This is a genomic window from Brevundimonas albigilva, from assembly GCF_023573565.1.
GTDB classification, from domain to species: Bacteria; Pseudomonadota; Alphaproteobacteria; order Caulobacterales; family Caulobacteraceae; genus Brevundimonas; species Brevundimonas albigilva.
Genome location: NZ_CP097649.1, coordinates 3018404 through 3040849 on the forward strand (window position 1 = coordinate 3018404; position 22446 = coordinate 3040849).

Consider the following 22446-nt stretch of genomic DNA (forward strand, 5'->3'; position numbering starts at 1 on the left):
GGCCCACAGGCCCTGGGAGCCCGTCGCACTCCCCTTCGGCCTTCCGGCCAGACATTCCCGAACGACCGCCGCCGCACGGCCCTTCGTGCGCGCGCGACCGCGAGCCTGCATCATGACCGACGTCCGCGACACCACTCCCGATTCCCCCGAGGCCGAGTCCGACGAGACCGCCCTGGACCTGACCTCCGACCAGGCCGGCGACGTCGACGCCGTGGACACCACGGCCGATGACGAGGAAGAGGGCGATCCCGTCGTCCCGTCCGGCCGCATCACCTTGGCGGAACTGAACGAGAAGACGCCGGCCGACCTGGTCGCCTTCGCCGAACAGCTGGAGGTCGAGAACGCCTCGAACCTGCGCAAGCAGGACCTGCTGTTCGCCATCCTCAAGGCCCTGGCCGAGGAGGAGGTCGAGATCATCGCCGACGGCGTGCTGGAAATCCTGCCCGACGGCTTCGGCTTCCTGCGCAGCCCGGACGCGAATTATCTTCCGGGGCCGGACGATATCTATGTCTCGCCCTCGCAGATCCGCCGCTTCGGCCTGCGCTCGGGCGACACGGTCCACGGCGCCGTGCGCGCGCCGCGCGAGGGCGAGCGCTACTTCGCCCTGCTCAAGGTCGACACGATCAACTTCGAGGACCCCGAGGCGGTCCGCACCAAGGTGCTGTTCGACAACCTGACGCCCCTCTATCCCGAGGAGCGGCTGCACATGGAAATCCAGGATCCGACCCTGAAGGACCGGTCCGGCCGGGTCATCGACATCGTCGCCCCCCTGGGCAAGGGACAGCGCTGCCTGATCGTGGCCCCGCCGCGCGTCGGCAAGACGGTGATGCTGCAGAACATCGCCAAGTCGATCGAGGCCAACCATCCCGAGGTGTCGCTGATCGTCCTGCTGATCGACGAACGCCCCGAGGAAGTCACCGACATGCAGCGCACGGTGAAGGGCGAGGTCGTCGCCTCGACCTTCGACGAGCCGGCCACCCGCCACGTCGCCGTCGCCGAGATGGTGATCGAAAAGGCCAAGCGCCTGGTCGAGCACAAGAAGGACGTGGTGATCCTGCTGGACTCCATCACCCGCCTGGGCCGCGCCTACAACGCCACCGTCCCGTCGTCGGGCAAGGTCCTGACCGGCGGCGTCGACGCCAACGCCCTGCAACGGCCCAAGCGCTTCTTCGGCGCCGCGCGCAATGTGGAGCAGGGCGGGTCGCTGACCATCATCGCCACGGCCCTGATCGACACCGGCAGCCGCATGGACGAGGTGATCTTCGAAGAGTTCAAGGGCACCGGCAACTCGGAAATCGTGCTGGACCGCAAGGTCGCCGACAAGCGCATCTTCCCGGCCATAGACGTGCTGAAGTCCGGCACCCGCAAGGAAGACCTGATCACGCCGAAGGACCAGCTGGCCAAGACCTATGTCCTGCGCCGCATCCTGAATCCCATGGGTCCGCAGGACGCGATCGAATTCCTGCTCGACAAGCTGCGCCAGTCCAAGAACAACGCGGACTTCTTCCAGTCGATGAACACCTGAGGCGACATTCGCCTCCAGGCGTTGTCTGTTTCACGTGAAACGGAGCGAGCCGATGAAGATCAATGTCGAGATCGATTGCAGCCCGGCGGAGGCGCGCGCCTTCCTGGGCCTGCCTGACGTCACGCCGCTGAACGACGCCTTGGTCGCCGAGATGCAGGCGCGCATGAAGGCCAATGTCGCCGCCATGCAGCCGGAAGAGCTGATGAAGGCCTGGACCAGCTTCGGCCTGCAGGCCCAGGACCAGTTCCGCCGTATGATGGACGCGGCGGTGAAGTAAGACCGTGCGTCTTCTCCGCCGGACATGATGACCGACACCATCTTCGCCCTCGCCACGCCGCCCGGTCGCGGCGCCATCGCGGTCATCCGCCTGTCCGGGCCGGGGGTGGATCAGGCCCTGGACGGCTTGGGCGCCGGGCGACCCAAGCCGCGCCTAGCGTCCGTGCGCAGCCTGTCGCGCGCCGGCGAACATATCGACCACGCGTTGGTCCTGCGCTTCGTCTCCCCCAACAGCTACACCGGCGAGGACGCCGCCGAGCTTCATCTGCATGGCGGCCGCGCGGTGGTCGAGGCGGCGAGCCGGGCCCTGATCGCCTTGGGGCTGCGCCCGGCGGAACCGGGGGAGTTCACCCGCCGCGCCTTCCAGAACGGCCGCATGGACCTGGCCCAGGCCGAGGCCGTCGCCGACCTGATCGACGCCGAGACCACGGCGCAGGCCCGACAAGCTTTGGGACAGCTGGATGGACGACTCAGCCAGACCTACGCCGGCTTCCGCCGCGATCTGCTGAAGGCCCTGGCCCTGGTCGAGGCCGAGATCGACTTTCCGGACGAAGAGGTGCCCGACAACCTGGCCCGGACCGCCGGGCCGGTGCTGGACCGGCTGGCGAACGATCTGCGCCGCGCCGTCGACACCGGCCGTCGGGGCGAGCGGGTGCGCCAGGGCTATCGGATCGTGCTGATCGGCGAGACCAACGCCGGCAAGTCCTCGCTGTTCAACGCCCTCACGGCGCGAGAGGCGGCCATCGTCACGCCGATCGCCGGCACGACCCGCGACGTGCTGGACGCCGACCTGGTCATCGGCGGCTACGCCGTCACCCTGTCCGACACCGCGGGCCTGCGCGACAGCGACGACCCGGTCGAGGCCGAGGGCGTGCGGCGGGCTCGCGCGCGGGCGGAGGCGGCGGACCTGCGGCTGTGGGTGCGCGCGCCCGGCGATCCGGCCGGCGTCGCTGCGGCCTATGTCCGGCCCGGCGACCTGATCGTGGCGACCAAGGCTGATCTCGCCGAGGGTCGACGGGAAGACGAGGCCGCGGGGCTGGACTGGTTGGCTGTCAGCACGACGACGGGTCAGGGCCTGGAGGCGCTCCACGATTGGCTGGCGCGGCGCCTGGCGGAGGACCTGGCGGGCGCGGACTTCCCCGCCGTGACGCGGGAACGGCATCGGCTTCGCCTGACCGAGGCGTTGGCGGCGGTCGCGACCGCGCGCGTCGCCCTGGATCAGGCGCCGGAAATGGCGGGCGAGGATCTGCGGCGTGCGGCGTCGGCCCTGTCGCGCGTGACCGGCGAAATCGGCGTGGAAGACGTTCTGGGCGAAGTTTTCGCCACCTTCTGCATCGGCAAGTGAGACTTGGCCATACCGATGTTCCACGTGAAACATCAGGATGTCTCGCGGCGTGGCCGGCGCCGACAAGGTGGCGAAACGGGCGGAATTGCCCTATGTGCGCGCCATGTCTTCCTCCCGCTCTTTCGTCGACACTGAAACCGCCTTCGATGTGATCGTCATAGGCGGCGGCCACGCCGGCTGCGAAGCCGCGGCCGCTTCCGCGCGGGCCGGGGCGCGCACCGTCCTGTTGACCCAGAAGCTGGAAACCATCGGCGAGATGTCGTGCAACCCGGCCATCGGCGGCTTGGGCAAGGGCCATCTGGTGCGCGAGATCGACGCCCTGGACGGGATCATGGGACGGCTGGCCGATGTGTCGGGCATCCAGTTCCGTCTGCTGAACCGCTCCAAGGGCGCCGCCGTACGCGGGCCGCGCAGCCAGATCGACCGGCGACTCTATCGCGAGGCCATGCAGGCCGAACTGGCCGCGACGCCGAACCTGACCCTGATGGCCGGAACCGCCGAGGGCTTGGTCCTGGACGGCGAGCGCGTGATCGGCGTGACGACCGGCGACGGCGAGACCCTGCGGGCGGGTGCGGTCGTCCTGACGACCGGCACCTTCCTGAACGGGGTGATCCATCGGGGCGACGAGCGCATTCCCGCCGGGCGACACGGCGAGGCGCCGTCGACGGGCCTGGCCGCCGACCTTCACGGCGCGCAGCTGAGCATGGGTCGGCTGAAGACGGGCACGCCGGCGCGTCTGGATGGCCGTACCATCGCCTGGGAGCGGCTGGAGATGCAGCAGGCCGACGAGACGCCGTCGGCCTTCTCCTTCTTGACCGACCGGATCGCGGTTCCTCAGATCGCCTGCGGCGTGACCCACACGACCGAAGAGACCCATCGCATCATCGCCGAGAACCTGGGCGAGAGCGCGGTCTATGGCGGGCGGCTGTCGGGGCGGGGGCCGCGCTATTGTCCCTCTATCGAGGACAAGGTGGTGCGCTTCGCGGACAAGACCAGCCACCAAATCTTCCTGGAGCCGGAGGGGCTGGACGATCCGACCGTCTATCCGAATGGCATCTCGACCTCGGTCGGCGAGGCGACGCAGCTGGCCTTCCTGCGGACCATCCCCGGCCTGGAGGCGGTGGAGGTGTTTCGCTACGGCTACGCCATCGAATACGACTATGTGGATCCGCGCGAACTGACCCCGGCGCTGGAGGTCAAGAAGCGGCCGGGCCTCTATCTGGCCGGCCAGATCAACGGCACGACCGGCTATGAGGAGGCGGCGGCGCAGGGGCTGATGGCCGGCCTCAATGCGGCGCGGTCGGCGGCGGGGTCGACGCCCGTCGTTCTGGGCCGCGACCAGGCCTATATCGGCGTGATGATCGATGACCTGGTCACGCGCGGGGTGACCGAGCCCTATCGGATGTTCACCAGCCGGGCCGAGTATCGACTGGCGCTGCGGGCGGACAACGCCGACCAGCGGCTGACCCCTCTGGCGATCGACCTGGACATCGTGTCGGCGGCCCGCCGCGAGCGCTTCCAGGCCAAGGCGGCGGTTCTGGCCGAGGCCGCCGCCGTTTCACGTGAAACACGGTTCACGCCCGGAGAGGCGGTCGCTCTGGGCATTGCGGTCAACGCCGACGGCAAGCGCCGCACAATGCGCGAGCTTCTGGCCTTTCCCGGCGTGACGCTGGATCATTTCGGTTCGGCCCTGCCGGCGATCGCGGACTGGCCCGCCGCGGTGCGCGAACAGGTCGAGATCGACGCCGGCTATGCGGCCTATCTGGACCGCCAGGCGATCGATGCCGAGGCGTTGCGGACCGAGGAGGCGCTGCGCCTTCCGGCCGATCTGGACTATGGAGCCATCGGCGGCCTGTCCAGCGAGGTCCGCGAGAAGCTGACGCGGATCCAGCCCCAGACCCTGGGGCAGGCGGGCCGGATCGAAGGCATGACGCCCGGCGCCCTGACGGCCTTGCTGGCCCATGTGAAGCGCGGCGCGCGTCCCTCGGTCGCCGCCTGATGCCGGAGACGCAGAAGCGGCTCTTCCAAGAGAAGACCGGGGCCACGGCCGCCCAGATGGCCGACCTGGAGATTTTCCGCGAGCGGTTGGTCGAGGCCAACGCTGTGATGAATCTGGTGGGGCCTGACAGCCTGCCCGACTTCTGGAACCGCCACGCCTGGGACAGTGCCCAGCTGCTGGCCCACGCGCCGACCGCCTTGACCTGGGCCGACCTGGGGGCAGGGGCGGGGTTTCCCGGCGTGGTCCTGACCATCCTGCTGAAGGGGCGGCCGGGCGCCCACGTCTGGCTGGTCGACAGCCTGGGCAAGCGGTGCCGCTTCCTTCAGTCCGTGGTCGACGAGCTGCACCTTCCGGCCACGGTCCTGAACGGGCGGGCGGAGGCGCAGAGCGTGACGTGCGACATCGTCACCGCCCGGGCCGTGGCGCCGCTGGACAAGCTGCTCGGTTATGCACAGCCCTACTTTGAAAGGGGTGCACAAGGTCTGTTCCTGAAAGGGGAGAAGGCCGAATCCGAGTTGATCGAGGCTCGGAAATCCTGGCAATTCGAAGCTGAACTGGCCCCGTCGCAGAGCGACCCCCGTGGGCGTATCGTGAGCATCCGGAGGGTCCGACGTGTCCGCCCTAGGCCGTAAGAAACAACCCGCCCGCGTCCTGGCCGTGTCGAACCAGAAGGGCGGCGTGGGCAAGACGACCACGGCGATCAACCTGGGCACGGCGCTGGCCGCCATCGGCGAGCGGGTGCTGATCGTCGACATGGACCCGCAGGGCAACGCCTCGACCGGCCTGGGTGTTCCACGTGAAACACGGCGGGTGACCATCTATGACGTGGTGGTGGATCAGCGGTCCATCGATGATGCGGCCGTGCAGACCTCGGTGCCCGGCCTCTGGATCGTGCCCGCCGACGCCGACATGTCAGGCGTGGAGATCGAGCTGAGCCAGGCGGATCGGCGGTCGTATCGGCTTCGCGACGCCCTTCGCGCCCACGATGACGGCCCTACCGGGTATGACTATGTCCTGATCGACTGCCCGCCGTCGCTGAACCTGCTGACCCTGAACGCCATGGCGGCAGCCGATGCGGTTCTGGTGCCGCTGCAGTGCGAGTTCTTCGCCCTGGAAGGCCTCAGCCAGCTGATGCGCACCATCGACATGGTCCGCCACAGCCTGAATCCGGCGCTGGAGATCCAGGGCCTGGTCCTGACCATGTTCGACCGCCGCAGCGCGCTTTCGGGACAGGTCGCCAACGACGTGCGCGCCCACTTCGGCGACAAGGTCTACGACAGCGTCATCCCGCGCAATGTGCGGGTGGCCGAGGCGCCGTCCTTCGGCAAGCCGGCGCTGATCTACGACCTGAAATGCGCCGGCAGCCAGGCCTATCTGCGGCTGGCGCGCGAGGTGGTGCGGCGCGAGCGCCAGCGCATCCAGCTGGCCGCCTGATCTCAAGAGAAGAAACGGAAACAGTATCTTGGCTGAACGACAAAGAGGCCTGGGGCGCGGACTGTCGGCCCTCATGGGGGAAAACGTCGAGGCGCCGGTCGCGGCCGGAACGCCGGCGCCGGCGGGCGTCCAGCGCGCGCCGATCGAGAGCCTGAAGCCGAACCCGGACCAGCCGCGCAAGACCTTCCGCCAGGAGGATCTGGAGGAACTGACCGCCTCGATCCGGGACAAGGGCGTGCTGCAGCCGATCCTGGTGCGGGCCCAGCCGGGCGAGGAGGGGGTCTGGCAGATCATCGCCGGCGAACGCCGCTGGCGCGCCTCCCAGGCCGCGCGCCTGACCGAGGTGCCGATCATCGTCACCCAGATGGACGATGTCGAGGTGTTCGAGGTCGCCATCGTCGAGAACGTCCAGCGCGCCGACCTGAACCCGCTGGAAGAGGCCGAGGCCTATCGCGTGCTGATGGAGCGGTTCGGCCGCACCCAGGACGCCGTTGCGGGCGTGGTCGGCAAGAGCCGCAGCCACGTGGCCAACACCATGCGTTTGCTGCAGCTGCCCGAACGGGTGCTGTTCTATGTGCGCGAGGGCAAGCTGTCGGCCGGCCACGCGCGGGCGCTGATCAACACGCCCGATCCGGCCGAACTGGCCGACATCGCCTTCGTCAACGGCCTGAGCGTGCGCGAGACCGAAGCCCTGGCCCGCCGGGCGGTCGAGGGACCGAAACCGGCAAGGGCGCGGCCGGCGGCCGGCGGCGCAGGCGGGGAGGGGGCGGCCGACGTCGCGGCCCTGCAGCAGGATCTGGCCGACGCCCTGGGACTGAAGGTCCAGCTGGCGGACAAGGGCGGCAAGGGCGAACTGAGCATCCGCTACGGCTCGCTGGAGCAGCTGGACGACCTGTGCCGACGCCTGATGCGCGGCTGAGGTGAAGCCCCCGGCGGAGGCGATCGCCGACCTCTATGCCCGGCGGGCCTGCGACTTCGACGCGGATCGGACCAAGACCCTCTTCGAACGATCGTGGCTGGACGCCTTTCTGGCCCACGTCCCGCAAGGCGGACGGATTCTCGACCTCGGCTGCGGCTCGGGAGAGCCGATCGCCCGCTATCTGGTCGAACAGGGCCGCGAGATCGTGGGCGTCGATGTCTCACCGGACCTCATCGATCTGTGTCGCGGCCGGTTCCCTGATCAGACGTGGATCACGGCCGATATGCGCGGGGTCGATCTGGGCCGGACGTTCGACGGGGTGATCGCCTGGCATAGCCTGATCCATCTGCCGCCCGAAGCGCAGCCGGCGATGCTCGCGGTTTTCGCACGTCACCTGCGGCCCGGCGGCGTGCTCGTGTTCACCAGCGGGTCCGAACAGGGCGAGACCATCGGCGAGTGGCGCGGAGAGCCGCTCTATCACGGCAGCCTTTCGCTCGATGCCTATCGGACAGGGCTGGACGATGTGGGGCTGGACGTGCGCCGCCACGTCGTGAGCGATCGGAACTGCGGCGGAGCCACCGTCTGGCTTGCACGGCGGCGCGGTGGCAAGGTGGTCGGATGACAGACAAGCCCGCCAACCCCACCGCCGAGGCTATGAAGAAGGCGCTGGCCGCCAAGCGCGCCGGAGGCGCGACCGCGTCCACGGGCGCGTTCAAACCCGCCCGGCACGCCGAGAAGGGCGTGGCGCACCAGAATGCGGCGCTGAACAAGCCCGCCTTCCGCCGCGCGTCGAAGCGCGGCTAGAGCCCCAGTCGGCGCGCTTTGCCGGCGATTTCCAGCAGCAGGCGCTCGGCGATCAGCTGATCGGGCGTTCCGGTCGTCTTGGTCGCCACGTCCGCGGCGTTGATGCTGTCGAGCGTCTCGTCCAGCGCCTCCAGCCGCCAGGACCGGGCCTGGCGCAGTATTTCGGCCTCCTGTTTCCAGAACACGCCGGCGGCCTTGGCGGCCTCCTTGGCGTTCGCGCCGTTGGCCTGCAAGATATTGATCCGCCTGAGCTTTCCCAGGTGAATCGCGGCGGACCGCACGGCCAGGACCGAGGATTCGCCCTCGGCGAAGGCGCGCCTGAGGGCCGACTGGGCCGGGCCGGGCCGGGCGCCGAAGGCCTGGAGCGCCGCATCCGACAGGGAGGCGTCCGGCTCCACGCCCAGATGGGTCTCCAACTCGTCCAGGTCGATGCTGCGGCCCGAGCCGGGGCCCACGAACAGGGCCAGGCGCTCGATCTCCTGGCGCATCAGGCCGCGCTCTCGGGGCAGGCGGGCGACGAACCGGTCCAGGGCGTCGGAGGTCAGGCCCACCTTGTCGGCCGCCAGGGCCTCGCGGACCATGCGGGCGACGTCGCCGGTCTCGTCCTCGTAGCAGACGATTCCGACGGCCCCCGTTTCCTTCTCGGCGGTCTTGCGAAGGGCGGATTCGCGGCCCAGCTGGTCGGCCTCGACCACCAGCAGGGCGTCGGGATTGTAGCCGCCCTCGGCGTGGATCTTCACCGCCGCCGCGACCGCCTTGTCCACCCCGGCCTTGAAGGTCGACAGGCGCACCCGCACCAGACGCCGGCCGCCCATCATCGACAGCGCCGTCAGCGCTTCTTCCAGCCGGGTCTCGTCGCCGTCGATGTCGCTGTCGGTCAGGACGGTGACGTTGAACGGGTCGTTCAGGTCGGGCGTCACCGTGCGGCACAGGATCTCGGCGCGTTCGGCGACGCCCGAGCGGTCCTTGCCGTGGATCACCGCCGCCCGGATCGCCGGATCGGGCGCCTTCAGGAACCGGTCGATCTCGGGGCGTTTGGAGAGGATCATGAGATCCTCCCCCGAGAAGCGCAGCAGAACGGGGGAGGGGGACCGCCGCAGGCGGTGGAGGGGGGAAAGGCGCACACCAAGTCCGGGGTCGCCCCCTCCACCACTCCGTGGTCCCCCTCCCCCGCTGCGCGGGGGAGGATCATTGGGCCAGGGCCTGCATCAGGTCCAGGCGGATCAGGCGGGCCAGTTCGGAGGCGGCGCGTTCCTCGCCGTCCTGCTGGGCCGCGATGGCGGCGTAGGGCTGGTCGGCGGCGGCGTAGGTGGTGGTCACCGTCTCGGTCCCGGTCATCGGGGTCCCGCCCGAGGCCGGCGTCAGGGTCCAGGTCGCCTTGACCGTCAGCTCGTAGCGGGTGGCGGTGTCGTCGATGCGGCGGCCCAGCGAGCGACGGCTCTGCTCGACCCGGATGTCCAGGCGGTAGAGGGGGGCGGAGGCGCGGTCCCAGGCCAGGGCGTCCTCCAGCTGCTCGCGCAGGCGATAGCCCAGCCGGTCGTCCTGGGTCGCGACCGCGATGCGCCGCAGCGACGAGCCCACGCCCGGATCGGCGTAGAGCGGGGTGAAGCCGCAGGCCGACGCCAGCGGCGCCGCCAGCAGAAGCGCCAGAAGGGCGCGGCGCATCAGCCGGCCACCAGATTGACGATGCGGTCCTTGACCACGACGATCTTCTTCACGCTCAGACCCTCCAGCCGCGCCTTGACCGTCTCGTCGGCCAGGACCAGCGCCTCGACCGCGGACGGCTCCATGCCGCGCGCCACGCGGATTTCCGCCCGGCGCTTGCCGTTGATCTGGATGGGCAGGACCACCTCGTCGTCGGCCGCCAGGGCAGCGTCCCACACGGGCCACGGCGCGTCCAGAACCATGCCGTCCTCGCCCAACCGACTCCAGCATTCCTCGGCCAGGTGGGGCGTGAAGGGCGCGATCAGCCGGGCCAGCGCCGACAGGGCCTGACGCCGCGCCTCGCCGCCGGCCTTGTCGTTGTCGCGGATCGTGGCGACGAAGGCGTACAGCTTGGCGATGGCGGAGTTGAAGCGGAAGCCCTCGACCCCCTCTGACACGGCCTTGACGGCCTTATGCGTCTCACGCAGCAGGTCGGCGTTGGCCTTGTCCTCGCCGGCGAAGGCGGGATCGTAGGCGTCGAACAGCGACCAGGCGCGCTGGACGAAGCGGCTGGCGCCTTCCACCCCGCCGGGCGTCCACTGCACGTCCCGCTCGGGCGGGCTGTCGGACAGGACGAACAGGCGGCCGGCGTCGACGCCGTGGCTTTCCAGGATTTCGGCCGGGGCGACGACGTTCTTCTTGGACTTGGACATCTTCTCGATGTCGCCGATCGTCAGGGTCTCGCCGGTCGACCGCTGGCGCGCCGAGCGGACGCCGCCGTCGTTGCTCAGTTCGACGTCGGTGGGTTCGACCCACTGGCCGTCGGGGCGGCGATAGGTCTCGTGGACCACCATCCCCTGGGTGAACAGGCCGGCGAACGGCTCCTTGACGTCCATCAGTCCGGCGTCGCTGAGCGCGCGGGTGACGAAGCGGGCGTAGAGCAGGTGCAGCACCGCGTGCTCGACCCCGCCGATGTACTGGTCGACCGGCAGCCAGCGATCGGCGGCGGCCTTGTCGATCGGCTGGGCGGCCTTCGGGTCGGTGAAGCGGGCGAAGTACCAGCTGGAATCGACGAAGGTGTCCAGCGTGTCGGTCTCGCGCGTCGCCTCGGCGCCGCAGGACGGGCATTTGACGTGCTTCCAGGTCGGATGCCGATCCAGCGGATTGCCGGGCGTGTCGAACGTGACGTCCTCGGGCAGTTCGACCGGCAGCTGGTCGGCGGGAACCTCCACCGGGCCGCACGACGGGCAGTGGATGATCGGGATGGGACAGCCCCAGTAGCGCTGGCGCGACACGCCCCAGTCGCGCAGCCGGTAGATGGTCGCGCCCTGGCCGGTTCCCGCCGCCTCGACGCGGCGCACCGCCTCGGCCTTGGCCGCCTCGATGTCCAGACCGTCCAGGAAGTCGGAATGGAAGATCGTCCCCGGGCCGACATAGGCCTCGTCGTCCACGGCGAAGTCGTCGCCGGCGCCCTCGGGCCGCACCACGGGGATGACCGGCAGATCGTACTTGCGGGCGAAGTCCAGGTCGCGCTGGTCGTGGGCCGGGCAGGCGAAGATGGCGCCCGTGCCGTATTCGGACAGGATGAAGTTGGCGATCCAGACGGGAACGTCGGCGCCGGTGAAGGGGTGGCGGACCTTCAGGCCCGTGTCCCAGCCGATCTTCTCGGCCTGTTCGATGTCGGCCTGGGACGTGCCGCCCTCGCGGCATTTGGCGACGAACTCGGCGACGCGCGGATCGGCCTCGGCCAGTTGTTTCGACAAGGGGTGATCGGGGGCCAGGCCCAGGAAGCTGGCGCCGAACAGGGTGTCGGGGCGGGTGGTGTAGATCTCGACGCCGGCGTCGAACCCTTCGGGGGCGGGCCCGGCGAAGGCCCAGGTCATCTGCAGCCCCTTGGAGCGGCCGATCCAGTTCTCCTGCATCAGCCGGACCTTCTCGGGCCAGCGGTCCAGCGTCTTCAACCCCTCGATCAGGTCGTCGGCGTAGTCGGTGATGCGCAGGAACCACTGGTTCAGCTTGCGCTTCTCCACCACCGCGCCCGAGCGCCAGCCGCGCCCGTCGATCACCTGCTCATTGGCCAGGACGGTGTTGTCGACCGGGTCCCAGTTGACGACGCCGTCCTTGCGATAGACCAGGCCGCGCCGATACAGTTCCAGGAACCAGGCCTGCTGCTTGCCGTAGTATTCGGGGTCGCAGGTGGCGAACTCGCGCGACCAGTCCAGCGACAGGCCCAGCAGCTTCAGCTGCTCGCGCATGGTGGCGATGTTGGAATAGGTCCAGCCCTTGGGGTGGATGCCGCGTTCCATCGCCGCGTTCTCGGCCGGCATGCCGAAGGCGTCCCAGCCCATCGGATGCAGCACGTCGAAGCCCTGCGCGCGCTTGGACCGGGCCACCACGTCGCCCATCACATAGTTTCGGGCGTGGCCCATGTGGATGTTCCCCGAAGGATAGGGAAACATTTCAAGGACATAGTATTTCGGCCGGCCGGTGTCGCGGGTGACGAAGGCGTTCGCCTGGGCCCAGCGGGCCTGCTGGCGGGGTTCGGCGGTCTTGGGTTCGTAGCGGGCCACGGTCGTCCTGAAGTCAAAAGGGCGCTGCCGCCCCCGGCTCAACTAGCCCGAAGGACGACAGCGCCCAAGAAATTTTGCGCTGCGTCGCGAAACGGGCGCGAAGCGCTCAAGCCGCCCGAAGGGCGTTAGCGCGGGAACAACTGCGCTCAAGCAGCCCGAAGGGCGTTAGCGCAGGAACGATGGCGCTCAGGCCGCCCGAAGGGCGACGGCGCCAAAGGAAAGGCCGAGCCGGGCGTCAGCCGGCGTTGGCCAGGTTCAACTGGCGCGCGCGGGTCAGGATGGCGTTTTCCAGGTCCGCCTCGGTCTGGGCCGCGACCGGCGCCCCGGTCCACTGGCCGTCGGCGCCCTTGATCTCCTTGGTCACCGTCACGTTCAGGGCGTCGGCGCGCAGACGGGTGTCCAGGATGAAGACGGTCGCCTTGAAGCGCTCGTTCGGCGTCTGGGGGTTGATGTACCAGTCATAGTTGATGACGCCGCCCCACGGATCGGCGTTGGCCAGCGGCATGAAGCTGAGCGTGTCCAGCGAGGCGCGCCACAGATAGCCGTTGACCCCGATGCCCTGCTGGACGTCGACGCGCTGGGTCTTGCGGTCGCCGCCGCCGACGAAGGGGATGCTGGAGCAGGCCGACAGGGCCACGCCCGACAGGAGGACGACGGCGACGCCGCGAACCAGGGCCGTGTTGAGGCGCATCAAGGAAGTCTCCGTAACCATTGGGATCGTGGGGGCCTGGCCCGCACGCGCGCGGCTCCGCGCAGGAGCAGGGCTCTATAACACGGTGAAAAGGGGCGATGACAAGGCGAAGCGCGCGCCGCGTCCGCCCCGCCGGCACGGGACCGAGAGGGAAAGGCCCCGTGATGGTCCGATTCCCGTGACGCTCGCGCCACATCGCACCGCAACAATGACGGGGAACCGGGTTATGCGGACGACGTTGCGTTGACCGGGCGGGCCTCCGATGTCTAATCGCGAGGTTCACGGTCGCATAAGGCCGGTTCAGGTTTGTCGGCGCGTCGTCAGGCGCGCCTGAAGGGTTGGAAATGCGTCTTGGCGCTTTCATCGCTGTCGCCGCCGTGATTTCGGTCACGGCCGCCGCCGGTTCGGCCGCGGCTCAGTCGCGCACGCCCTCGGTGTCCCTGACCGAGGCCCAGCAGGCCCAGCGCAACGCTCCCGCCCAGCAGCGTCGCGGCCTGCGTCTGAACGACAACGGCCGCTGGGGCCTGGACTTCAACCTGAACCAGCCCGTCGGCCGCGAGACCGACTGGGGCGACGTCGAGGCCGGGGCCTATTATCGCCTGAACGACCGCCTGCGCGTCGGCGCCGCCGCCGCCGTGGCCTCGCCCGAGGCCGATCCGGCCCGCGCGCCCGAGACCAACGGCCGCGCCCAGCCGCGCGTTCGCCTGGAAACCATCTTCAAATTCTGATCAGGCGAAGGCCTGAAAAGCCGCCTGGATCGCCGACACCGCCGCCAGGCCGCAGGCGCCGGACCCGGCCAGCGCGCCGACGTCGCCGGCCCTGATCCCGCCCAGCGCATAGACAGGCGGACCGGCCGCCTCGGCCCGGTCTCGAAACCCCTCTACGCCCAGCGCCGGCCGAGCGGCCGACGCTCCGCCGGCGGAAAAGACCGGCGACAGCACCAGGGCGTCCAGCCCCGCGCACTCGACGGGACCCCCGTGCCAGGCGGCCGTCAGCAGCCAGTCGGGGCGGGCGGCGTGTATCGCCTGCGCCTGGCCCGCCGCCCGTTCGGGCAGATGCAGGCCGTCGGCCTGGACCGCCTCGGCCAGGGCCATGTCCAGGCCGACCAGCAGCCGGACCCCGGCCTGTCGCGTCGCCTCGCGCAGGCGGCGGCCGGTCGTCGCGGCGTCCGCGCGGCCGAACGCGCGATAGACCACGCCGGCCCCGGCGGGCAGGCGGGCCGCCGTCTCCCAGGGACGGGGGGTGCGCTCCGGGTCGGTGAAGAACAGCAGCGGCGGCAGGCTGACAGCGCCCGCCTGGCGGTTTAGAGCCGTCGCGGCGTCCCACAGCGCGCGCGCCTCATCGCTATAGCCGTCCGGCAGGGTCATGACCGCTTCTTCCCCCGCTTCGTCGTCCGCGTCCATCGCCGACCGGTTCGCCCGGGTGCGCGGCCGCATCGTCCAGGCCTGCCGCGAGGCCGGGCGCGATCCCGACGCCGCGACCCTGACGGCCGTGTCCAAGACCCAGCCGCCCGAGGCGATCGACGCGGCCCTGGCGACGGGTCAGCGCGTCTTCGGCGAAAACCGCGTGCAGGAGGCGCAGGAGCGCTGGAGCGACCGGCGGCCGGGGCTGCCGGATCTGGAGCTGCGGCTGATCGGCCCGCTGCAGACCAACAAGGCGCCGGACGCGGTCGCCCTGTTCGACGTGATCGAGACGCTGGATCGGGAGAAGATGGCGCGCGCCCTGGCCGAGGCGTCCGGCAAGCTGGGCCGGACGCCGCGCCTGCTGGTCCAGGTCAACACCGGCGCCGAGCCGCAAAAGGCCGGCGTCCCGCCCGACGCGGCCGACGCCCTGATCGGCCAGGCGCGGCGGACCTACGGCCTGACGATCGAGGGGCTGATGTGCATTCCGCCCGCCGACCAGGATCCAGAGCCGCATTTCGCCCTGCTGGCCCGCATCGCGGACCGCAACGGGCTGGGCGTCCTGTCGATGGGAATGAGCGGCGACTACGAGACGGCGATCCGGCGCGGCGCGACCCATGTGCGGGTCGGAACCGCGCTGTTCGGGGAACGTAATCGCCCCGAAGAGGCCTCTAGGCCGTAACCCGACGTGAATTCACGCCCCCAAGCCTTGGCGCGGGGGCCAAGCCTCGCCATTGTCTGATCCATGCCCACGCCCAAGACCATCCTGATCATCGACGACGACGACGACCTGCGCGAGGCGTTGGCCGAGCAGCTGAACCTGCACGAGGAGTTCAAGACCCAGCAGGCCTCGACCGCGACCGACGGCGTGCGCATGGGCCGCGAGATCCGCGCCGACCTGATCCTGCTGGACGTCGACCTGCCCGACATGGACGGCCGCGAGGCCTGCCGCCTGCTGCGCAAGGACGGGGTCTCGACCCCGATCATCATGCTGACGGCCCAGTCGGCCGACGCCGACGCCATCCTGGGCCTGGACGCCGGGGCCAACGACTATGTCACCAAGCCCTTCCGCTTCGCCGTCCTGCTGGCCCGCATCCGCGCCCACCTGCGCAGCCACGAACAGTCCGAGGACGCGGTCTTCTCCATCGGCCCGTACGAGTTCCGGCCCGCCGCCAAGGTGCTGATGGACGCCAAGGGCAAGAAGATCCGGCTGACGGAGAAAGAAACCAACATCCTGAAGTACCTCTATCGCGCCGGGGCCAAGCCGGTGTCGCGCGAGGAGCTGCTGACGGAGGTCTGGGGCTATAACGCCGGGGTCACCACCCACACCCTGGAAACCCACATCTATCGCCTGCGCCAGAAGATCGAGCCCGAGCCGGGCCAGGCCCGCCTGCTGCTGACCGACGCGGGCGGCTACCGGCTCCAGCCCTGATCAGACGGCTTCGCCGCGCAGCAGGCGGGGCAGGTCGCCCGTCGCGCCGCCGGCCTCGTGCATGAAGGCGCGGCGCAGGGGGCCGATGCGGTTGACCGCCGCCAGGCCGATGTCGCGCGCCAGCCGCACCGGCGCGATGTCGTTGGAGAACAGCCGCACGAAGGCGTCGAAGCCGGCCGCCAGCGCCGCATTGTCGAACCGCCGCCAGCGGGCGTAGCGTTCCAGCACCGTCTCGGCGCCGATGTCCTCGCCCAGGCGCGCGGCCTCGGCCAGCACCTCGGCCAGGGCGGCGGCGTCCTTCAGCCCCATGTTCAGCCCCTGGCCCGCCACCGGATGCACGCCATGCGCCGCGTCGCCGATCAGGGCGATGCGCGGCGCGGTCAGGCGCTCGGCCAGGCTGAGCGACAGCGGATAGACGAAGCGCGGCCCCTCCACCGTCGCCCCGTCCAGGAATTCGCCGAACCGGCGCATCAGATGGGCGTGGAAGGCGGCGTCCGAGGCGTCGCGCAGCGCCTCGCCCCGGCGCGTCGTCTCGGTCCACACCAGGCTGGCGCGTTGCTCGGTCAGCGGCAGGATGGCGAAGGGGCCGCCGGGCAGGAAATATTCGTGGGCGACGTCACCGTGGTCGCGGCCCAGCTTCACGGTCGCCACCACGCCGCTCTGGCCATAGCCCCAGCCGACGGTGTCGATGCCGGCGGCCCTGCGCACGGTGGAGCCGCGCCCCTCGGCCCCGACCACCAGCGGCGCGACCAGGCGTGATCCGTCCGCCAGCACGACCGTCGCCTTGCCCGGATCGACCTCCACCGCCGCGACCGAGGCCGGCGCCCGCACCTCGATCTCCGCGCGCGTCACCGCCTCGGCCAGGGCCGCGCGGATGCGGCGGTTCTCGACCATGTAGCCCAGCGGCTCGCCGCCGGTGCGGCCGCTGATCTCCTCGGCGTCGAAGCGCAGGAAGGCCGGCGAGGCGGCGCGGCTGGCCGCCCCCGGCCGGCGTCCGTCCGTCACCAGGATATGGTCCATGCGGCAGGCGTGCGGCCGCAGGGTCTCGCCCAGGCCCAAGGCGTCCAACATGCGGAAGGTGGAAAAGGCGATCGCCGTCGATCGTCCGTCAAAGGTCGGCGCCAGCTGGGCGTCGAACGGCTGGGGGTCGACCATCACGACCCTGAGCCCGGCCTGCGCCGCCGCCAGGGCGAACGCCGCCCCGGTCAGCCCCGCGCCGGCGATGACGATGTCGTAGCGTTCGATGTCGGCCATAAGGGCTTGTCGCGCCGGAGCGGCGCGGCGTCCAGAGCCCGGATCGATTCAGGCAGGCCTGCCGGCGGTCAATAGATCGCAATAGCGCGCGTAATGTTCTACGGACGGCGCGCCCGGCGCGGGCACGGCGAGCGCTCGCGTTCCATAGGATAGGCGCAGCGTGTCAGCGGCGGCCAACGCCTCGAACCATCCTGCGGGGAAGCGCCCCTCGCCTTGAACAGCCCACAGGTCATCCTTTTGCCTCGCCTCGACCTGGAAGGTCTTGTCGCCGGCTTGAAGGCGCATGGGTCCTGCAGTCGCTTCCGGGAATCGGACCTGGAGGCCCCCGCGGGTGCTGTCGTCGCAGGTCATGACCAAGACGGGCGTGCCCCGTCCCGTTCCGTCCAGTCTTGAAAGGATAAGCCCGCCGACCTTCCCGTGCGCCAGCGCCCATTCGTGGGGGACCCCGCCCAGATCGAACAGCGGCCGGGGCGGCGCGCGGTCCGTCCGGGAAGTGCACCCAGCCAGGAAGGCGAGCAGCAGGATCGATACCCAGAGTTTCATGATCGGCAACCTCTCATGGAGCCCGGCGCTTGTCCACGGCTTCGCTGGTAAACAGCCCCTTAACCCTGTCGGTGCGACAAGGGCGGGACCGTCCTTCGCCGCCAGGGTCCGCCCTTCCCATGTCCACCGCTCTCGCCGTCGGCCGCCAGGCCTGGATCAGCGCCCGCATCCTGTGGGACGCGCCGTTCGTGGTGCGGTTCCGGGGCGTGCTGCAGGCCTTGCTGGCGACCCTGCTGCTGGTCGCCCTGGTGTCCTGGAACCCGGCGGACGCCAGCCTGAACGCGGCCTCCAGCCTGCCGACCACCAACTGGCTGGGCGCGAACGGCGCGCTGTTCGCCGACCTGTTCATGCAGTCGCTGGGGCTGGCGGCCTGGCCCGCCGCCCTGCTGCTGGTCGCCTTCGGCCTGGCCCGGGCGATCGGCGATGTGCTCCAGCAGCGGTTAAAGCCGACGCCGCTGAAGGCGCTGGCCGCGACCGGCGGGGTGCTGCTGCTGTCGGCGGCCCTGGCGGCCCTGGCCGCGCCGGCGGCCTGGCCGCTGGCGGCGGGGCTGGGCGGTCTGTGGGGCGACGCCGTGACCGGTCTGGCGGCGCAGGGACTGGGGGCCCTGAGAATTCCGGGCGCCCGGATCATCGCCGGCCTGGTCTTTCTGGCCGGGGGGCTGTGGGCGACCGGTTTCGCCATCGGCCTGAGGGCCGCCGACTTTCTCGACGCCCTGAACTGGGGGCGTTCGCTGCGCGCCCCCGCCGCGCCGCCCCCCGCCAAGGCCCCGCGCGCCAAGGCGGCCCGTCCGCAACCCGAGCCGCGCGTCGCCGCGCCGCCCGAAGACGCGCCCGCTTCGGACGAGGGCCCGCAAACCGCCTATGACGACCTGCCGCCGTGGGAAGATGAGCCCGCCCCGCCGCCGCCGCCGACGCGCGCCCCGGGCCGGCCCGAGGAGCCGCGCGTCGCCGCGGTCAAGGCGCCCAAGGCCCGCAAGGACGTGGACGTCGATCAGCAGGCCTTCGACTTCGTGCGTCCGGAAGGCGCCTTCGACCTGCCGCCGCTGGGCATCCTGACCAAGCCCAGCCAGCGCGTCGCCTCGGTCGACGAGGAATCGCTGAAGCAGAACGCCAAGATGCTGGAGGGCGTGCTGCAGGAGTTCGGCGTGCGCGGCGTGATCGACCAGATCCGCCCCGGCCCCGTCGTCACCCTGTACGAACTGGTCCCGGCGCCCGGCGTGAAGCACGGCCGCGTCGTGGCCCTGGCGGACGACATCGCCCGCTCCATGTCCGCCCGCGCCTGCCGCATCTCGGTGGTCCAGGGCAGGAACGCCATCGGCATCGAACTGCCCAACGCCAAGCGCGAGACCGTCTATCTGCGCGACCTGCTGGCCAGCGCCGAATACGACAAGAAGGGCCACCTGCTGCCCCTGGCGCTGGGCGAGACCATCGGCGGCGAGCCCTATGTCGCCGACCTGGCGCGGATGCCGCACCTGCTGATCGCGGGCACCACCGGATCGGGCAAGTCGGTGGGGGTCAACGCCATGATCCTGTCGATCCTGTATCGCCACAGCCCGGCCGAATGCCGCTTCATCATGATCGACCCCAAGATGCTGGAGCTGTCGGTCTATGACGGCATCCCGCACCTGCTGGCGCCCGTCGTCACCGATCCGAAGAAGGCGGTGGTCGCGCTGAAATGGACGGTGCGCGAGATGGAGGACCGCTATCGCCGCATGTCCAAGCTGGGGGTGAGAAACGTCGCCAGCTACAATGAGCGCGCCCGCGAGGCCCAGGCGAAGGGCGAGCATTTCGAACGCACGGTCCAGACCGGCTTCGACGAGCAGGGCCGCCCGGTCTATGAGTCCGAGAAGATCCGCCCCGAGCCCATGCCCTATCTGGTCGTGGTCATGGACGAGATGGCCGACCTGATGCTGGTCGCCGGCAAGGACGTGGAAGGCGCCGTCCAGCGCCTGGCCCAGATGGCGCGCGCCGCCGGCATCCACCTGATCATGGCCACCCAGCGCCCGTCGGTCGACGTCATCACCGGCACCATCAAGGCCAACTTCCCGACCCGGATATCTTTCCAGGTCACCTCCAAGATCGACAGCCGCACCATCCTGGGCGAACAGGGCGGCGAGCAGCTGCTGGGCCAGGGCGATATGCTCTACATGGCCGGCGGCGGCCGCATCACCCGCCTGCACGGCCCCTTCGTCGACGACAAGGAGGTCGAGGACGTCTGCAAGCATCTGAAGGCCCAGGCCGAGCCCGACTATCTGGACCTGATCACCGACGAGCCGGACGGCGACGGGGACGGCGGCTTCGACGAGGGCGGGAACGGCGGGTCCGGCGACGACCTCTACGACCGCGCCGTGGCGGTGGTGACGCGCGATCGCAAGGCCTCGACCTCCTACGTCCAGCGCCGCCTCCAGATCGGCTACAACCGCGCCGCCACCCTGATCGAACGGATGGAGCAGGAAGGCGTGGTCAGCCCCGCCAACCACGCCGGCAAGCGCGACGTCCTGGCCGGCCCGCCGCCGATGGCGTGAGGCGCCGGGCCCTCTCCCTCCCCCTGCGGGGGAGGGTCGTCGCGTAGCGACGGGGTGGGGGCGGCAAGGCGAAGCTGCATTCCTCAGACGCTTGATGTCGGCTATGCATCGCCCGGTCGCCCCCACCCGTCCTCGCTTCGCTCGGCCACCCTCCCCGGAACGGGGAGGGAGAAGTTCGTGCGCAACCCTCCTCGCTCCGGTCCGTTCTCCACCCCGCTGTCCTCCCAAGCTTCAGCATTTCGATGAACAGGGCTTCATCGGAGCGCCGGAATATGGTCAGGCTCGCGTCATTCCGACGCCAAGCCGGCCGGGCAAGACGGCAGGATCGACAACCATCCCGAACGGGAGACGACTGACATGACCGCACGCGTCCGCGCCCTCGCGCCCGCCCCCGCCGACCTCCAGCGCCGCCAGCTTCTGCTGGGCGCCGGCCTTCTGAGCGGCGCCGCCGTCCTGGGCGGCTTGGCCGCGCCGGCGCAGGCCCAGTCGAACCTGTCCGCGGCCGACCGCCAGGTGGTGCAGCGCGCCCAGGCCTATCTGCAGGGTCTGACCTCGGCGCAGGGGACCTTCGTCGAGACCGGCCCGAACGGACAGCGTCGCCAGGGCCGCTTCTATCTGCAGCGGCCGGGCAAGATGCGGTTCGAATACACCGACCCGGCCGGCCTGCTGGTCGTGTCCGACGGCTACAACGTCAAGCGCTACGACCCGCGCCTGAACAACTTCCAGCAGGTCCCGCTGGGGCGCACCCCCCTGTCGACGTTCCTGGCGCGCGAGGTCCGGCTGGATCAGGGCGTGCGGATCGACCGCGTGACGCGCATGGATTCCGGCGCCTTCGCCATCACCGCGCGCGACTCGGGCCGCCCCAACGACGGCCAGGTCATCCTGGCCTTCGCCGGCGATCCGATGCGTCTGCACGAATGGACCATCACCGACGCCCAGGGGTCGCGGACCCGCACCCAGCTGACCTCGCTGCAACCGGCCTCGGGCCTAGCCTCCAGCCTGTTCCAGCTGCGCGATCCGACCCGCCGGCCGGGCCGCAACTGACGAATCGCCGTTATCGGTCCGTGTCCGGAGAATCACAGGCAATAGTCAAATATGACAATTTGACCTTTTCTCTTCGGCGTGACACTTTAAGCACAGGACGGCGGCGGCCGTCCGACCGCCACGGATGTCATCCCCCTCCCGGCGGCGAGAGAGACGAAACCTTCCCGAGCCCGGCCCTTTGCGGCCGGGCCTTTTTTATGGGCTGAATCCGGCGTCGGGCCTGCTATTCGCAGGGCATGACCCTTCGCCTCGCCACATGGAACATCAACTCCGTCCGCCTGCGCATCGACCAGGTCGCCCGGTTCGTGCAGGAGCGCGCGCCCGACGTCCTGCTGCTGCAGGAAATCAAATGCACCACGGACCAGTTTCCCCGCGCCGCCTTCGAGGAGATGGGCCTGCCGCACCTCAGGGTCGCGGGCCAGAAGGGCTGGCACGGCGTGGCCATCGCCAGCCGCCTGCCCATCGCCGACAACACCACGCTGGAGGTGTGCAAGCTGGGCCACGCGCGCTGCGTTTCCGCGCGGGTGGCCGGCGTCGACATCCAGAACTTCTACATCCCGGCCGGGGGCGACGTGCCCGACCGCGCGCTGAACCCCAAGTTCGATCACAAGATGGACTTCTACCAGCGGCTGACCGCCGAGATCGCCAAGCGCGACCGCCACGCGCCCCTGGTTCTGGCCGGGGACTTCAACATCGCGCCCGGCGAGAACGACGTGTGGAACCACCGCTACATGTCCAAGATCGTCAGCCACACCCCGATCGAGGTCGAGACGCTGAACCGTCTGCAGGACGCCGGAGGCTTCGCCGACGTTCTGCGCGACCGGTTCCCCGAGCCGCAGAAGCTGGCCTCATGGTGGAGCTATCGCGCCGCCGACTTCAGGAAGTCGAACCGCGGCCTGCGCCTGGACCACATCTGGACCTCGCCCGGCCTGACGCCGGCGGTGGTCAAGGACACGGCCCGCATCCACGACGACGTGCGCGAATGGGAGCGGCCCAGCGATCACGCCCCGGTCACGGTCGACCTGGACGTCTGACGGCCGC

The 22446-nt window shown here is 70.1% G+C and carries 22 protein-coding genes; 15 read left to right on the plus strand and 7 right to left on the minus strand.

The window, feature by feature from the left end; genetic code table 11:
- The first annotated feature begins 112 nt into the window (after positions 1–112).
- The 9 genes from rho (at position 113) to M8231_RS15115 (ending at position 8302) form a co-directional block, all read left to right on the plus strand.
- Positions 113–1525: a transcription termination factor Rho gene (gene rho, locus M8231_RS15075; RefSeq protein ID WP_249749357.1), complete on the plus strand. Its 1413-nt coding sequence runs from the start codon at positions 113–115 to the stop codon at positions 1523–1525.
- Between the two features lie 52 nt (positions 1526–1577).
- Entirely contained in the window at positions 1578–1802 is a 225-nt protein-coding gene (locus M8231_RS15080) for a DUF6489 family protein (protein ID WP_249749356.1), read from the plus strand.
- A gap of 27 nt (positions 1803–1829) precedes the next feature.
- Complete coding sequence (gene mnmE / locus M8231_RS15085) at positions 1830–3146, plus strand: tRNA uridine-5-carboxymethylaminomethyl(34) synthesis GTPase MnmE (protein ID WP_250201861.1); 1317 nt, start codon at positions 1830–1832, stop codon at positions 3144–3146.
- A 103-nt stretch (positions 3147–3249) separates the two neighbouring features.
- Positions 3250–5145 (plus strand): tRNA uridine-5-carboxymethylaminomethyl(34) synthesis enzyme MnmG, encoded by a 1896-nt coding sequence (gene mnmG, locus M8231_RS15090; RefSeq protein WP_249751906.1) that lies wholly within the window; start codon positions 3250–3252, stop codon positions 5143–5145.
- Positions 5145–5777 carry a 16S rRNA (guanine(527)-N(7))-methyltransferase RsmG gene (gene rsmG / locus M8231_RS15095; RefSeq protein WP_249749353.1) on the plus strand — a complete coding sequence of 211 codons (633 nt, stop codon included), beginning with the start codon at positions 5145–5147 and terminating at the stop codon, positions 5775–5777. The genes mnmG and rsmG overlap by 1 nt, the downstream gene beginning before the upstream one ends.
- Positions 5758–6579, plus strand: a complete 822-nt coding sequence (locus M8231_RS15100; protein ID WP_249749352.1) for a ParA family protein — start codon at positions 5758–5760, stop codon at positions 6577–6579. The genes rsmG and M8231_RS15100 overlap by 20 nt, the downstream gene beginning before the upstream one ends.
- A gap of 28 nt (positions 6580–6607) precedes the next feature.
- Positions 6608–7498: a ParB/RepB/Spo0J family partition protein gene (locus tag M8231_RS15105; protein WP_249749351.1), complete on the plus strand. Its 891-nt coding sequence runs from the start codon at positions 6608–6610 to the stop codon at positions 7496–7498.
- Between the two features lies 1 nt (position 7499).
- On the plus strand, positions 7500–8120 hold the full coding sequence (locus M8231_RS15110) for a class I SAM-dependent DNA methyltransferase (RefSeq protein ID WP_250201862.1): 621 nt from the start codon (positions 7500–7502) through the stop codon (positions 8118–8120).
- A complete protein-coding gene (locus tag M8231_RS15115; RefSeq protein ID WP_249749350.1) occupies positions 8117–8302 on the plus strand; it encodes a hypothetical protein in 186 nt (61 codons plus the stop codon). The genes M8231_RS15110 and M8231_RS15115 overlap by 4 nt, the downstream gene beginning before the upstream one ends.
- On the opposite strand, the gene holA is transcribed toward M8231_RS15115, so the two are convergent.
- From holA to M8231_RS15135, 4 genes are all read right to left on the minus strand, one after another.
- Positions 8299–9351, minus strand: coding sequence for a DNA polymerase III subunit delta (gene holA / locus M8231_RS15120; protein WP_249749349.1), 1053 nt, complete (start codon positions 9349–9351; stop codon positions 8299–8301). The two genes, M8231_RS15115 and holA, sit on opposite strands and share 4 nt — an antisense overlap.
- 139 nt (positions 9352–9490) lie before the next feature.
- On the minus strand, positions 9491–9967 hold the full coding sequence (gene lptE, locus M8231_RS15125) for an LPS assembly lipoprotein LptE (RefSeq protein ID WP_249749348.1): 477 nt from the start codon (positions 9965–9967) through the stop codon (positions 9491–9493).
- A complete protein-coding gene (gene leuS / locus M8231_RS15130) occupies positions 9967–12516 on the minus strand; it encodes a leucine--tRNA ligase (protein WP_249749347.1) in 2550 nt (849 codons plus the stop codon). Before leuS ends, lptE begins: the two co-directional genes overlap by 1 nt.
- A gap of 235 nt (positions 12517–12751) precedes the next feature.
- A complete protein-coding gene (locus M8231_RS15135) occupies positions 12752–13207 on the minus strand; it encodes a DUF3576 domain-containing protein (protein ID WP_249751904.1) in 456 nt (151 codons plus the stop codon).
- Positions 13208–13551: 344 nt separating this feature from the next.
- On the opposite strand from M8231_RS15135, the gene M8231_RS15140 reads away from it, so the two are divergent.
- Positions 13552–13935, plus strand: a complete 384-nt coding sequence (locus M8231_RS15140) for an NtrZ family periplasmic regulatory protein (protein WP_250201863.1) — start codon at positions 13552–13554, stop codon at positions 13933–13935.
- On the opposite strand, the gene M8231_RS15145 is transcribed toward M8231_RS15140, so the two are convergent.
- On the minus strand, positions 13936–14574 hold the full coding sequence (locus M8231_RS15145) for a thiamine phosphate synthase (protein ID WP_284150795.1): 639 nt from the start codon (positions 14572–14574) through the stop codon (positions 13936–13938).
- Here M8231_RS15145 and M8231_RS15155 point away from each other — a divergent pair.
- Complete coding sequence (locus M8231_RS15155) at positions 14573–15289, plus strand: YggS family pyridoxal phosphate-dependent enzyme (protein WP_249749344.1); 717 nt, start codon at positions 14573–14575, stop codon at positions 15287–15289. The two genes, M8231_RS15145 and M8231_RS15155, sit on opposite strands and share 2 nt — an antisense overlap.
- A gap of 63 nt (positions 15290–15352) precedes the next feature.
- Positions 15353–16039, plus strand: a complete 687-nt coding sequence (locus tag M8231_RS15160) for a response regulator transcription factor (RefSeq protein WP_201216989.1) — start codon at positions 15353–15355, stop codon at positions 16037–16039.
- On the opposite strand, the gene M8231_RS15165 is transcribed toward M8231_RS15160, so the two are convergent.
- The gene (locus tag M8231_RS15165; protein WP_250201864.1) at positions 16040–17293 is read right to left on the minus strand and encodes a UbiH/UbiF/VisC/COQ6 family ubiquinone biosynthesis hydroxylase; all 1254 of its coding nucleotides are present in this window, start codon (positions 17291–17293) and stop codon (positions 16040–16042) included.
- Between the two features lie 48 nt (positions 17294–17341).
- Positions 17342–17836, minus strand: coding sequence for a hypothetical protein (locus M8231_RS15170; RefSeq protein WP_250201865.1), 495 nt, complete (start codon positions 17834–17836; stop codon positions 17342–17344).
- 119 nt (positions 17837–17955) lie between these two features.
- Between M8231_RS15170 and M8231_RS15175 the strand changes: the two genes are divergently transcribed.
- The 3 genes from M8231_RS15175 to M8231_RS15185 all read left to right on the plus strand — a co-directional run bounded on the left by M8231_RS15175 (position 17956) and on the right by M8231_RS15185 (position 22439).
- A complete protein-coding gene (locus tag M8231_RS15175; protein ID WP_250201866.1) occupies positions 17956–20361 on the plus strand; it encodes an FtsK/SpoIIIE family DNA translocase in 2406 nt (801 codons plus the stop codon).
- A 357-nt stretch (positions 20362–20718) separates the two neighbouring features.
- Positions 20719–21405 carry a LolA family protein gene (locus tag M8231_RS15180; protein WP_250201867.1) on the plus strand — a complete coding sequence of 229 codons (687 nt, stop codon included), beginning with the start codon at positions 20719–20721 and terminating at the stop codon, positions 21403–21405.
- Positions 21406–21641: 236 nt separating this feature from the next.
- Positions 21642–22439: an exodeoxyribonuclease III gene (locus tag M8231_RS15185; protein WP_250201868.1), complete on the plus strand. Its 798-nt coding sequence runs from the start codon at positions 21642–21644 to the stop codon at positions 22437–22439.
- Positions 22440–22446 lie beyond the last annotated feature (7 nt).